The organism is Mesorhizobium sp. WSM4842, from assembly GCF_055901575.1.
This window is the reverse complement of sequence record NZ_CM148372.1, coordinates 2564347-2576847: the sequence shown is the minus strand read 5'-3', so window position 1 is coordinate 2576847 and position 12501 is coordinate 2564347. Positions and strand designations below refer to the sequence as shown.

Sequence of the window (12501 nt, the reverse complement as noted above, 5' to 3'; positions counted from 1 at the left end):
AACCCGGCCGCGAGCCGGGTTTTGGTGGCGATAGGCACCAGCCTCATCCCTGCTGATTGGTTTCGCGTGCCGAACGTGCCTCGGCCGGCGCCAGAACGGCGACCAGAAGCCCGGCCGTGACAAACGAAACGATGGCCGCCGTCAGCATCGCCGCATGGAAACCGCCGGCATAGGCGGCTGCGAACAGATCGCGCAGGCCGTCCTTGCCCATCGCCGCATCGGCTGCGAAATCGTACCTTGAAACGGCGGCGCGGGCCACCGCTCCGGCATTGGCGACACCGGCATTTTCAAGATGCGCCGTCAGCAGGGCTGTTGCCCGCATGCTCATCAAGGCGCCGAGCAGGGCGATGCCGATAGCGGTGCCGCCCTGGCGGGTTGCGTTGATCACCGCCGACACCATGCCCGAACGCTCGCGCGGCGCAAACGACATCGCGGCAGCGCTGCCGGTCGGGATGGACAGCGCATTGCCGAGGCCGCCGACGGCAAACAGCAGGCCGATCGTCACATAGGGTGTCGAGGGTCCAGCCCAGCACATGCCCAGCATGGAAAGACCGCTCGCAAGATAGCCAGATGTCATCAGCGCCGAGTGTCCGTAGCGCTGACTAAGCCTGCCGATCGCCGGCGACACGACCATTTGGACAAGGAACAGCGGCGCCATGCGCAGGCCGGTCTGTGTCGGCGACCAGCCCTGTGCCTGCTGCAGGAACATCGAATAGAGGAAGACGCCGGTGTAGGAGGTGAGGCCGAGCGCGAACGAGGCGACATTGGCGACGGCAAAGCGAATGTCGCGGAACAGGCCAAGCGGCAGCATCGGCCGCGGCGTGCGTGCCTCGAAGACAAGGAATGCCACTAGGCCAGCGAAGCCGACGACAAGGGCGATAACAGCCTCTCGATCGCCCCAACCTTTTTCGCCTGCCGAGATCAGGCCGAAGGTCAAGGCGCCCAGCCACAGAATGCTAAGCGCCAGGCCGACAAGGTCGAGATGGGCATGCTCGGGGTGTGAAGTCTCTACGATCGAAGCCGCACCGAGCACGATCGTGGCCAGGCCGAGCGGCAGGTTGATCAGGAAAATGCTCTGCCATCCGGCGGTTTCGACCAGGATGCCGCCGAGGACCGGGCCGGCGAGCAGCGAGACAGCTGCGAACGACGCCCAGCCTCCGATAACGCCGGCACGCTCGCGACCGTCGGGAAACGCCTGCGTCAGAATCGACAGCGCACCCGGAATGATCAGCGATCCGGCTATCCCTTGCACCACCCGGCCCACCAGCAGCACCGGCAGGTTGGGCGCGATTGCACATATGGCGGAACCGGCCACGAAAATGCCGATCCCTGCCAGCCAGGAGCGCTTGCGCCCGTAGCGGTCAGCGATCAGGCCTGCCGACAGCATGAAGGCCGACAGGCAAAGCGTGTAGGCGTCGATCACCCATTGCAGCCCTGCGAAATCGATGCCGAGCGCAAGCTGGATCGTCGGCAGGGCGACGTTGACGATGCTGATGTCGAGCAGTGCGACGAATGTGCCGAGATAGACGGCGGCAACAAGAGGCAAGCGACGCTTCGACATGTCGACTCCAAACCTGAGTATGGAAAATCCTCTAATGATCGGACGCCACGCGCTTTTAGGTCCGATCAACGCCGCCATACTGCTCGTCTGTCACCGTCTCCAGCCAGTCGGCATGGACGCCGTCGAGCGCCTCCTGCATGGCGATATGCGCCATCGCCGATTTCGGGCCGGCGCCATGCCAGTGCTTTTCATCAGGCGCGAACGAAATGACGTCGCCGGCCCTGATCGCCTGTACCGGCTCGCCCCAGCTTTGCGCGAGGCCGGCGCCTGATATGACATAGAGCGTCTGGCCCAGCGGATGCGTATGCCAATGGGTACGCGCGCCGGGCTCGAAACTGACGATGATGGCGCGCAGGCGCGCTGGCGCTTCCTTCTCGATGATCGGCGTCTGCCACACACGTCCGGTGAAGTACTTTTCCGGCGCAATGACGGTCGGCACGATGCCGCAGGCAATGATTTTCATCGTCGCGAGTCCTCAAGCTGATGGCGGATCGGTCGGCGACGGCCGTTCCTTTTTGTCGCAAGAAGCAGGCACTTTCGTCCGATAACCATCATGGCGCAACCGCTTTTGCGGCTGTTCGGCGACGGGCTCTGTCGCGGGATTTGAAAGGAGGCTAGGCTCGCATCCAACGGCTTCGCCGATCACGGCTCAACATCCGCGACATCAGGCGATCCTCAAATCCCCGATTCTCAAATCACTTGCCCTCCCGGCTAACCCGTGGGACGATGCCTTTGGGTAGGTGGCAAACTGAAAAAAGCCCCGCCCGCGACGGTCGACAGGCCGGCCGCCGCTCCCAGGGAAACGCCTGAGTGGAGGTCAGTCATGGGAACTCGCGCCGGAGGACGACGCACGGGACCGAAATGCATTGCCATAGTCGGTCCCTTTGCAAGCGGTAAGACGACACTTCTCGAAGCCATATTGGCCCGCACGGGCGCCATTCCCCGCCAGAATCCCGTTTCCTCGGGAAATACCGTTTCCGATCATTCGCCCGAGGCACGCGCCCACGCCATGAGCGTCGAGGCGACCTTTGCGACCACCGAATTCATGGACGAGCAACTCACCTTCGTCGATTGTCCCGGTTCCATCGAATTCTCTTTCGAGGCAGAGCCGGTGCTTGCCGCCTGCGACATCGCCGTGGTCGTCGCTGAAGCCGACGCGAAGAAGATCCCTGCCCTGCAGCTGATCATGCGCAAGCTCGACGATCTCGGCGTGCCGCGCATCATGTTCCTCAACAAGGTCGATAAGGCGATATCAGGCGTGCGCGACACGCTGAAGATGCTGCAGCCGGCAAGCTCGGCGCCGTTGCTGCTTCGCCAGATTCCGCTGCGCAAGAACGGTGTCGTCATCGGCTCGATCGATCTCGCTCTGGAGCGCGCCTACATCTATCGCGAATATGCCGAAAGCGAGGCCGCCCAGATTCCCAGCGACGACAAGGCGCGCGAGCTGGAGGCGCGCTTTTCCATGCTGGAGACACTTGCCGACCATGACGACCAGTTGATGGAGCAGCTCCTCGAAGAGATCGAGCCGCCGAAGGACGCGATCTTCGACGACCTCGCCGCCGACCTGCGTGACGGCGCGGTGACGCCGGTGCTGATCGGCACCGCCGAGAAGGGCAATGGTGTGCTGCGGCTTCTAAAGACGATCCGCCACGACGCGCCTGATGTTGAAGCAACGCGCAAGCGCCTCGGTGCACCTGACGGCAATACGACCGTAGTCCAGGTGATGAAGACCATCCATACTGCGCATGGCGGCAAGCTGTCGGTCTCGCGCATCCTGTCCGGCCAGCTTGCCGACGCCTCCGAGCTGTTCCTTTCGAATGGCGCCACGGCAAAGGTCTCCGGCATCTACAGGATGCTCGGCAAGGACCAGACCAAGCTCACCTCGGCCAAGGTCGGCGACACGGTCGCGCTCGGCAAGCTGGACGACGTCACGACCGGTCAGACGCTGAGCTCGGCCAAGGGCGGCATCAAGCCGCTGGTGACGCTGGCGCCGCCGCAACCGGTCTTCGCCTTCGCGCTGCGGCCGAAGGAACGCAAGGACGAGGTGAAGATGTCCGCGGCCATCCAGCGCCTTGCCGAAGAAGATCCCTCGCTCAGCCTGCGCCACAATCAGGATTCGGCCGAAACCGTGCTGTCGGGCCATGGCGAGATGCATCTGCGCGTCGTGCGCGAGCGGCTGGAAGGCAAGAACCAGATCCCGGTCGAAGGTCATCCGCCGGCGGTGCCTTATCGCGAGACGATCCGCAAAACCGCGCAGCAGCGTGGCCGCCACAAGAAGCAGTCGGGCGGCCATGGCCAGTTCGGCGACGTGGTCATCGAGATCAAGCCGCTGCCGCGCGGCTCCGGCTTCCAGTTCACCGACACCATCACCGGCGGCGCCGTGCCGAAAACCTATATCCAGTCGGTCGAGACCGGCGTGCGCGATTATCTGAAATCCGGCCCGCTCGGCTTTCCGGTGGTCGATGTCGCGGTCAACCTGTCCGACGGCTCCTATCATGCCGTCGATTCGTCGGACATGGCCTTCCAGATGGCGGCGAAGCTGGCGATGAAGGAAGGCATGGCCGCCTGCTCGCCAGTGCTGCTCGAACCTATCATGAAGGTCGAGATCGTCACGCCGTCCGACGCCACGTCGAGGATCATCGCCCTGATCCCGCAGCGGCGCGGCCAGATCCTCGGCTACGATGCGCGGCCCGGCTGGCCGGGATGGGATGTCGTCGAGGCGACCATGCCGCAGGCCGAAATCGGCGACCTGATCATCGAGTTGCGTTCGGCCACCGCGGGCGTGGCCAGCTATCGTGCCACCTTCGACCATATGGCCGAACTCACCGGTCGCCTGGCCGATGAGGCGTTGAACGCCAATGGCAAGGCCGCCTGATACTGGATTTTGACGCCAGTATCGCAGGCTGCAGAACACAGGGGAACGGCGTCCGGAGTGATCCGGACGCCGTTTCCTTGCGGACCGTCTTCGTGGGAGGCGAAAACGGCAGGTCCGCCGCACATGCCGCCAGCCGCCTGACGGCCTCAGCGGAAGAATGGTTCGGACGCGGTAGCCGCCTGAGCCCGGATCGTCCGAGTGATGCCCCCATCTCCCGCACGAACCACACCGCGTCCTATGATCTGCTTAGTCGATGATAGGCGCCTAGGATATGTTACCTGAGGTTACATGTCACTGTTACGTGACAATTTCGGTCGGCTTTCCCTGGGCGCCAGCAGGTTTCAGGCAACAAAAAAGCCGGATCAATGAAGATCCGGCTGAGTTTGATTGGAAGTGCCTGTTAAGGCTAACCTCCAGAGGGGAACACTCGAGGGCGCTAATGGGAGGAGAACGCGCCCAGGAGATGATCTATATATGTGCTCATCATGCCCAAGAAACAAGCATCTATTTTGCAACACACGCATGCAAAATGACACAGGCTGTGGTCTAACCCATTCCTTGGCCCCGTAGGACCAGCAGAATCGTCGAAATGCGGTGCACAGCCAGGCAAAAACCATCGCGAAATAGCGAATCAGAGCCAATTCTCGGCCCGGAATGCAGAAACAACGAATGACGTCGAATCAGGCAGCACGCGTTTATTTTTGCAGCAGCCGCGCATCGGCCCGAAAATTGGCATCGATGTTCGGAAAGCACGGTGCGCAGATCCAAAGTGCTAAAGCGTATTTGTGCGTCCAAGCGGGCGCACGCCGCTCTAATGCATGTCGCCCAAAAGCATGCCCTCGGGCCCGACCCGAGGGTGCGCAGCGGTTTTGGGACAACGACGTGCATAAAAACAAGAACTGAAAGCGCGTCGCATGAATCCCTTTGAATCCTTCAGACGCGACGCGCTTTAGAAGGAAGCCTCAATGAGGACACATCAGGCGATCGTCGGCAGCGCGCTATTCTTCATCGCAGCGCCCGGCGTGGTCGCGGGATTGCTGCCCTGGCTGTTGACCGATCGCTATCGTCTGCCATGGTCGACCCGGCCCGGCTTGGTCCCCGTCGGCTGGGTCCTGATTGTCGTCGCAGCGGCCTTGCTGCTTCATGCTTTCGCCCGTTTTTCCCTCGAAGGCCGGGGCACGCCCGCCCCGGTCGCGCCAACCGAGCGACTGGTTGTCGGCGGCATCTACCGCCATGTCCGCAACCCGATGTATGTGGCGGTGCTGGCGATCATCCTTGGCCAGGCGCTGCTGTTTTCGAGCTGGGCTCTCGTCGCCTATGCCGCTATCGCCGCCATCGCCATGGTCTCCTTCGTGAAGTTCTACGAGGAACCGACGCTTGCTCGCCGCTATGGCGCCGACTACGAGGCCTACCGCCGCGCCGTCCCCGGCTGGCTGCCCCGCCTGACGCCATGGCGCGGGTGAGCCGGAAAGCGGAGATGGCGCCGTTTCAGGCTGTGTTGAGATTCAGGTCAGGCCGAGTCGAGAATGGTGGGTTCCGAGAAACGGAACGGAGCGGACATCGGGTCCGTAAGTACCGGAAGCGCAGGAACCCGCCATTCGCAGGCCGGCATCAAACACCTAATGCGTGTCGCCCAAAAGCTTGCCCTCGGGCTTGACCCAGGGCTTGACCCGAGGGGCGCAGCGGTTTTGGGATAACGACATGCATAATGACAAGAACCTAAGCGCGTCGCATGTATCCGTTCAAACGCGACGCGCTTTAGAACGACCAGCTGCGCGCCTTGGCGATGATAAAATCGCGGAAGACGTGCAGTTTCGCCTGGTTCTTCATCGCATCGGGATAAGCGAAATAGGTGTCGAAGGACGGCACTTCGGTCTCCGGCAGCAACTGCACCAGCCCTGAGTCCTTGCTGACCACATAGTCGGGCAGCATGGCGATGCCGGCACCACCCTGAACCGCGCGCTTGATCGACAATATGTCGTTGATCTGCAGCGTCGGCACCCTCTGCCCGCCTTCGAAATCGCCGACCGTTTCCAGCCAGTTCAATTCCGACAAATGCGCCGGCACCGGCACGCCGAAGGTGACGATGCGATGGCTCTTCAACTCGGCGATCGACGCCGGCTTGCCATACTTGTTGACGTAAGAAGGGGCGGCGTAGAGATGGAAATGCACGGTGAACAGGCGGCGCTGGATGAGATCGGGCTGCTGCGGCTGGCGCAGCCGGATCGCGCAATCCGCTCGGCGCATGGTGAGGTCGAGTTCCTCGTTCGCCAGGATCAACTGCAGGCTGATCTCAGGATAGAGCTCGATGAATTCCTGCACGCGCTCGGTCAGCCAGCCGGCACCGAGCCCTACCGTGGTCGTCACCCTGAGCACGCCGGAGGGCCGGTCCTTGGCCTCGGTCAGCCGCGATTTGATCGTCTCCAGCTTCATCAGCACGTCATGCGCCGTGCGGAACAGCATCTCACCCTGCTCGGTCAACACCAGGCCGCGGGCATGGCGATTGAACAGCGGCACGCCGACGTCATGTTCGAGCGCGCTGACCTGCCGCGAGATCGCCGATTGCGACAGATGCAGTGTCTCGGCGGCATGGGTGAACGACCCAGCTTCCGCCGCAGCGTGAAACACGCGTAGCTTGTCCCAGTCCAACGCCATGATGCCCCCGTTCTGTTTTCTGGCGTCTGAATGAAAAATCAGGCTTTTGCGCGGCTTTTCTCGGCCGCTTCCTTACTCCGCCGCTTCGCGGTGAACTTCGATCCCGGCGAGGTACTTTTCCGCCTCGAGCGCGGCCATGCAGCCGAGCCCCGCCGCCGTCACCGCCTGGCGGTAGATGTCGTCGGTCACGTCGCCGGCGGCGAACACGCCCGGCACGTCGGTGCAGGTCGAATCCGGCGCCGTCCACAGATAGCCGTTCGGCTTCTGCTTCAGCTTGCCGGCGAACAGCTCGACTGCCGGCGCATGGCCGATCGCCACGAACACGCCGTCGACCGTCAGATGCATCTCCTGGCCGGTCACCACATTGCGCAGCTTCAGCCCTTCCACCGACGGCGGCAGCGGCGTCTTGCCGGACTGGCCGGTGATCTCGTCGACGACGGTGTCCCAGATGACGCGGATATTGTCCTTCTTGAACAGCCGCTCGCTAAGGATGCGCTCGGCGCGGAAGTCGCTGCGCCGGTGGATGACCGTCACGCTCTTTGCCAGGTTGGAAAGGTAGAGCGCCTCCTCCACCGCCGAATTGCCGCCGCCGATCACCGCGACATCCTTGCCGCGATAGAAGAAGCCGTCGCAGGTGGCGCAGGCCGATACGCCGAAGCCCATGAAGGTCTGTTCGCTCGGGATGCCCAGCCATTTCGCCTGCGCACCGGTGGCGATGATCAGCGCGTCGGCGGTATAGGTGGTGCCGGAATCGCCCTTGGCACGGAACGGCCGCACATTGAGGTCGACTTCGGTGATGATGTCATTGATGACGTCGGTGCCGACATGCTCGGCCTGCTTCAACATTTGTTCCATCAGCCACGGACCCTGGATCGGATCGGCGAAGCCCGGATAGTTTTCGACGTCGGTGGTGATCACCAGCTGGCCGCCCTGCTGCAGCCCGGCGACCAGCATCGGCTTCAGCATGGCGCGGGCGGCGTAGATTGCCGCCGTATAGCCGGCGGGGCCGGAACCGATGATGAGAACGGGTGCGTGCTTGGTGATCATGGACGGGCTTTCACAAAACCGGACGCGAATGAAGCGTCCGGCACAGGGTTCGATATCGGCCCTAATCTAGGTGTTGCAGGCGACGCCAGCAAGACGACCTGGCCTTCGTCCCCGGAAAGCTTGCCCGCAAACAGACGATCCATGAACATCTTGCGCGGCGACTGTCCGAAAATCAGCGACTGAAGGGATGGAATGGACACCAAAGTCGTTTAATTACAAAATTACGAAAGATTCTTGCGTGAAGCGCCGAAGGTATCCATGCCGCTCAAAGCCGATCTCGATGCCATCGACTGGAAAATCCTGCGCGAGCTGCAGCAAGACGGGCGCATGACCAATGTCGAGCTGTCCGGCCGCGTCGGCATTTCGGCGCCGCCATGCCTGCGTCGCGTCAGGCGGTTGGAAGAGACCGGCATCATCCGCGGCTATCGCGCCTTGCTCAATGCGCCGGCGCTCGGCCTGGATGTCGTCGCCTTCTGCCTTATCGGCCTGCATCACCAGGCCGACGCGGAGCTGAAAACCTTCGCCGAACGCACCCGCGGTTGGCCGATCGTTCGCGACGCCTGGATGGTGTCGGGCGAATCCGACTTTTTGCTGCATTGCGTGGCGAGCGACCTCGGCGCCTTCCAGACCTTCGTCATCGAGGAACTGGCATCGGCGCCGAATGTCGACACGGTGCGGACGGCACTGACCATCCGTCGCGTCAAGGACGAGGGCCTGGTGGCTTTCAGCGAAGTGAGAATCTAATCCCGGCCGAATTCGGCGATGGCGTCGCAGAGTTTGCTGTGATCGTTACCGGTCGTCAGTTTGCGCGTCGTGAACATGCCATCGCTAGAAGTCCGATTGGATCTGCCGTGCACCAACCAGCCCTCCCATAGCCCGGCTCGCCGTCCGGCCTCCATGTCATCGGCCTTGTCGCCGACGATGATTGACCGGCTGATATCCACGCCCAGCAGATCGCGGGCGCGCAGAAGCATGCCCGGATTGGGCTTGCGCATCGGATGATCGCCTACTGCCAGTTCACCCGTCCCGCTCGAATGGTAGGCGCAGGCGAGCACCAGATCGATCCGGCAATTCTGTGCTTCGAGAAGTGTCAGCAGCCGAGCATTGACTGCGGCGAACTCCGGCCAGCCGAAATAGCCGCGGGCTATACCTGATTGGTTGGAGACCACGATCGCAGGAAGGCCTACGATGTTGGCCGTTCGGATCACCGGCAGCATCGCCGGCCGCAGCACGATGTCAGCCGGATCGCTGGGATAACCGCTATCGACATTCATGGTGCCGTCCCGGTCGAGAAACAGCGCCGGCGTGCCAGCTGCAAAAACCGAGGTACCAATCCGCTCGACCCACAGGCCCGGCTCTTCGAGCGGGTACGGCTGCGAGGTCCTGACAGCGTCCCTATCAGCCATCACAGAGGCGCGCTTCGACCATTTCGCACAGATGATGATAGAGGCACAGATGCCCCTGCTGGATGATCGGCGTCGAGGTCGAGGGCACGTTGAGCAGGATGTCGGAGAGCGGCTTGAGCTTGCCGCCGGTGTCGCCGGTCAGGCTGATCACCGTCATGTCCATCGTGCGCGCCTGCTCGGCAGCGGCAAGGATGCTGGCCGAGTTGCCGCTGGTCGAGATGGCGAGCAGCACGGCACCAGCAGAGCCATGCGCCTCGACCTGGCGTGAAAACACCGTGTCGAAGCCGTAATCATTGCCCCACGCGGTCAGCACCGCCGCATTGGCCGGCAGCGCGATGACGTTGTAGGCCTTGCGCTCCTTCAGGAAGCGGCCGACCAGTTCACCGGCGATATGGATGGCATCGCTGGCCGAGCCGCCATTGCCGCAGATCAGCAGCGCCTTGCCGTGCGAAAGCGCGGCGACGACGGCGGTAACCGCCCGCTCCATCTCGCCGGTGAGGTCGCGCTCGACCATCGCGGTGATCGCGGCCGCCGAGCGGACCAGGTATTCGTTCAGTTCGGACATGAAACCCTCAGTTTGTACTGCCGGCGCGCAACTTGCCGATGGTGCCGGTGGTGCTCTTGCCGGCGACGAGATCGACCAGCACGACGCGGCCGCCCGCCTTTTGCACGATTTCGGCGCCGACCACCTGATCGATCGTGTAGTCGGCGCCCTTGACCAGTATGTCGGGCTTGAGCGCCTCGATCAGCGCGAGCGGCGTGTCCTCCTCGAAGACGACGACGGCATCGACCGAGGCAAGCGCCGCCAGCACGCAGGCCCGGTCATGCTCGTCGTTGACCGGGCGCCCTGGCCCTTTCAGCCGGCGCACCGAGGCATCGCTGTTGAGGCCGAGAACCAGCCGGTCGCATTGGCTGCGCGCCGCATGCAAAAGGCTGACATGGCCGGCGTGAAGGATATCGAAGCAGCCATTGGTGAAACCGACGCTCAGGCCTTCGTCCTTCCACGTCGCCACCAGCCGTGCAGCGGCAGCGGCATCGAGAATTGCATCCTTGTGGGCAATCGGTCCATGCGAGCGAAACAGCGCCCCGGTAAGCTCTTCGACCGTCAGCCGCGCGGTACCGCGCTTTCCCACCACCACCCCGCCCGCCGCGTTGGCGATGGCGGCGGCCATGATGCGGTCGGCGCCCGCGGCAAGAGCTAACGCAAACGTCGCAATGACAGTGTCGCCGGCGCCGGAAACGTCGAACACTTCCCGCGCCTGCGTGGCAATGTGGCGGGCATCGTCCGCGCCGACGACGCTCATGCCCTTTTCGCTGCGCGTCGCGACCACGAAATCGAAGCCGTGTGCCGAGATCAGCTCACGCGCCGCGGCCACGATCTCGTCATCGGCAAACACCACGCGTCCAACCGCCTCGCCAAGTTCCTTGCGATTGGGCGTGATCGCCGTCGCCCCGGCATAGCAAGCATAGTCGCGACCCTTGGGATCGACCAGAACCGGCCTTCCCGCCTCGCGGCAGATCGAGATCAGCTCGCCGGCGATGCCGTCGAGCAATATGCCCTTGCCGTAGTCGGACAGGATAACGATGTCGGCTTGCGCGAGCGCGGCGCGGAAATGCCGGACCAGCGTTGCCCGCTCAGCGTCGCCCAGCGGCTTGATTTCCTCTTCGTCGAAGCGCAGCACCTGCTGGTTGAGCGCACTGAACCGGCTTTTCGACGACGTCATGCGGTTCGCATCCTGCGCGAGGCCGCCAGTGTCGACACCAAACTCGGCGAGCATGCGCATGAGATTGTCGCCGGCCTGATCGGCGCCGATCACCGAGACCGGTATCGCGGCAGCGCCGAGCGAGACGATGTTGGCGACGACATTGCCGGCGCCGCCCATCGCCGACGTTTCGCCACGCCCGCGCAGCACCGGAATGGGCGCTTCCGGCGAAATCCGCTCGATGACGCCGTTGACGAAACGGTCGCGGATGAAGTCGCCGACCACCAGCACCGTGACGTTGCCGAACCGCGAGATGGCGCGGTGAAGGGGTTCGGGAGAAGGCAGGTATTGCTCGCTCATGTCATCCGCGACGTGCAATGAGAGCCGGTCCCGATGCTGTGAAAACGCTGGACTGGCAGGGCTGATCGTTCATGGCGAAGCCGATATACCGCAATTCGGCTCAGCGCAACGGCAGGCACCGAACGGCCCACAGCCATCGCCGGTTGGCGGATCAGCTTTTCTGCAAAGCCACATGGACGCCCAATCCGACGAGCACCGCACCGCCCGCACGCCGCATGAGGCGCTGTGCGTGGCTCGAACGCCGTAGCCTGGTGATCAGCGCACCCGCCAGCACCACGCACATGACATCCGCCGAGGAGAACATCAGATTGACGATCGTCCCGAGGACGAGGAATTGGAGCCAGACGGGAAACGTCGCCGACGCGTCGATGAATTGCGGCAGGAACGCCATGAAGAAGATTGCAGTCTTGGGATTGAGCACCTCGACGGTGATACTCTCGAAAAAGGCGCGGCTGGCGGATTTCGGCTCAATGCCTGAGATAACAGTATCGTCTTGCGCCCTGGCGCGGAACAGCGACACACCCAGCCAGATCAGATAGAGCGCGCCAGCCAGCTTGACTGCGATGTAGAGCGTCGGTACGGCGTGGAAAAGCATGGACAACCCGGCAGCGGCGGCGACGACGTGCACATAGCCGCCAAGATGGATCCCCAACGCCGCCGTCAGGCCGGACCAGCGGCCGCGCGCCATGGTTTGCGCAGCAGCGTAAAGCATCGCCGGACCGGGAATGTAGGCGAAGATCGCCGTGGTGGCGAAGAAGGCGATAAGCAGTTCGGTCGACGGCATTATCCTTGCTCCTGTCGCGCTTCGCCGGTGGATCGCCGACTGAAGCGAAAGCTTTGCGGCGGCACTGTGACGCTCACCCAGCCGCCGGATTGCGACCTGCTTTATCGACA

At 63.1% G+C, this 12501-nt stretch carries 11 protein-coding genes; 3 read left to right on the top strand and 8 right to left on the bottom strand.

Annotated elements, in window-relative coordinates; all coding sequences use genetic code 11:
- Window positions 1-43: 43 nt before the first annotated feature.
- Both AC0NIE_RS12420 and AC0NIE_RS12415 read right to left on the bottom strand, forming a co-directional pair.
- Complete coding sequence (locus tag AC0NIE_RS12420; protein WP_473489023.1) at window positions 44-1561, bottom strand: DHA2 family efflux MFS transporter permease subunit; 1518 nt, start codon at window positions 1559-1561, stop codon at window positions 44-46.
- A 55-nt stretch (window positions 1562-1616) separates the two neighbouring features.
- Window positions 1617-2024 carry a (R)-mandelonitrile lyase gene (locus AC0NIE_RS12415; RefSeq protein WP_473489024.1) on the bottom strand — a complete coding sequence of 136 codons (408 nt, stop codon included), beginning with the start codon at window positions 2022-2024 and terminating at the stop codon, window positions 1617-1619.
- Between the two features lie 360 nt (window positions 2025-2384).
- Between AC0NIE_RS12415 and AC0NIE_RS12410 the strand changes: the two genes are divergently transcribed.
- Both AC0NIE_RS12410 and AC0NIE_RS12405 read left to right on the top strand, forming a co-directional pair.
- The gene (locus AC0NIE_RS12410) at window positions 2385-4436 is read left to right on the top strand and encodes an elongation factor G (protein ID WP_473489025.1); all 2052 of its coding nucleotides are present in this window, start codon (window positions 2385-2387) and stop codon (window positions 4434-4436) included.
- A gap of 965 nt (window positions 4437-5401) precedes the next feature.
- Complete coding sequence (locus AC0NIE_RS12405) at window positions 5402-5899, top strand: methyltransferase family protein (protein ID WP_473489026.1); 498 nt, start codon at window positions 5402-5404, stop codon at window positions 5897-5899.
- Window positions 5900-6194: 295 nt separating this feature from the next.
- On the opposite strand, the gene AC0NIE_RS12400 is transcribed toward AC0NIE_RS12405, so the two are convergent.
- Complete coding sequence (locus tag AC0NIE_RS12400) at window positions 6195-7091, bottom strand: LysR family transcriptional regulator (RefSeq protein WP_023799796.1); 897 nt, start codon at window positions 7089-7091, stop codon at window positions 6195-6197.
- A 72-nt stretch (window positions 7092-7163) separates the two neighbouring features.
- Window positions 7164-8138 (bottom strand): thioredoxin-disulfide reductase, encoded by a 975-nt coding sequence (gene trxB / locus AC0NIE_RS12395; RefSeq protein WP_123148546.1) that lies wholly within the window; start codon window positions 8136-8138, stop codon window positions 7164-7166.
- 258 nt (window positions 8139-8396) lie between these two features.
- Here trxB and AC0NIE_RS12390 point away from each other — a divergent pair, with 258 nt between their 5' ends.
- Complete coding sequence (locus AC0NIE_RS12390) at window positions 8397-8882, top strand: Lrp/AsnC family transcriptional regulator (protein ID WP_095491530.1); 486 nt, start codon at window positions 8397-8399, stop codon at window positions 8880-8882.
- Here AC0NIE_RS12390 and AC0NIE_RS12385 read toward each other — a convergent pair.
- From AC0NIE_RS12385 to AC0NIE_RS12370, 4 genes are all read right to left on the bottom strand, one after another.
- On the bottom strand, window positions 8879-9544 hold the full coding sequence (locus tag AC0NIE_RS12385; RefSeq protein WP_473489027.1) for a D-glycero-alpha-D-manno-heptose-1,7-bisphosphate 7-phosphatase: 666 nt from the start codon (window positions 9542-9544) through the stop codon (window positions 8879-8881). The two genes, AC0NIE_RS12390 and AC0NIE_RS12385, sit on opposite strands and share 4 nt — an antisense overlap.
- On the bottom strand, window positions 9537-10109 hold the full coding sequence (locus AC0NIE_RS12380; protein ID WP_095491532.1) for a D-sedoheptulose-7-phosphate isomerase: 573 nt from the start codon (window positions 10107-10109) through the stop codon (window positions 9537-9539). The genes AC0NIE_RS12385 and AC0NIE_RS12380 overlap by 8 nt, the downstream gene beginning before the upstream one ends.
- Window positions 10110-10116: 7 nt before the next feature.
- Complete coding sequence (gene rfaE1, locus AC0NIE_RS12375; RefSeq protein ID WP_473489028.1) at window positions 10117-11607, bottom strand: D-glycero-beta-D-manno-heptose-7-phosphate kinase; 1491 nt, start codon at window positions 11605-11607, stop codon at window positions 10117-10119.
- A 151-nt stretch (window positions 11608-11758) separates the two neighbouring features.
- A complete protein-coding gene (locus tag AC0NIE_RS12370) occupies window positions 11759-12391 on the bottom strand; it encodes a LysE family translocator (protein ID WP_473489029.1) in 633 nt (210 codons plus the stop codon).
- Window positions 12392-12501: the final 110 nt, after the last annotated feature.

Excerpts from the sequence above, each read along its gene's own strand:
- AC0NIE_RS12420 (WP_473489023.1), bottom strand. The coding sequence starts at position 1,561 with ATGTCGAAGCGTCGCTTGCCTCTTGTTGCCGCCGTCTATCTCGGCACA.
- AC0NIE_RS12415 (WP_473489024.1), bottom strand. The coding sequence starts at position 2,024 with ATGAAAATCATTGCCTGCGGCATCGTGCCGACCGTCATTGCGCCGGAA.
- AC0NIE_RS12410 (WP_473489025.1), top strand. The coding sequence starts at position 2,385 with ATGGGAACTCGCGCCGGAGGACGACGCACGGGACCGAAATGCATTGCC.
- AC0NIE_RS12405 (WP_473489026.1), top strand. The coding sequence starts at position 5,402 with ATGAGGACACATCAGGCGATCGTCGGCAGCGCGCTATTCTTCATCGCA.
- AC0NIE_RS12400 (WP_023799796.1), bottom strand. The coding sequence starts at position 7,091 with ATGGCGTTGGACTGGGACAAGCTACGCGTGTTTCACGCTGCGGCGGAA.
- trxB (WP_123148546.1), bottom strand. The coding sequence starts at position 8,138 with ATGATCACCAAGCACGCACCCGTTCTCATCATCGGTTCCGGCCCCGCC.
- AC0NIE_RS12390 (WP_095491530.1), top strand. The coding sequence starts at position 8,397 with ATGCCGCTCAAAGCCGATCTCGATGCCATCGACTGGAAAATCCTGCGC.
- AC0NIE_RS12385 (WP_473489027.1), bottom strand. The coding sequence starts at position 9,544 with ATGGCTGATAGGGACGCTGTCAGGACCTCGCAGCCGTACCCGCTCGAA.
- AC0NIE_RS12380 (WP_095491532.1), bottom strand. The coding sequence starts at position 10,109 with ATGTCCGAACTGAACGAATACCTGGTCCGCTCGGCGGCCGCGATCACC.
- rfaE1 (WP_473489028.1), bottom strand. The coding sequence starts at position 11,607 with ATGAGCGAGCAATACCTGCCTTCTCCCGAACCCCTTCACCGCGCCATC.
- AC0NIE_RS12370 (WP_473489029.1), bottom strand. The coding sequence starts at position 12,391 with ATGCCGTCGACCGAACTGCTTATCGCCTTCTTCGCCACCACGGCGATC.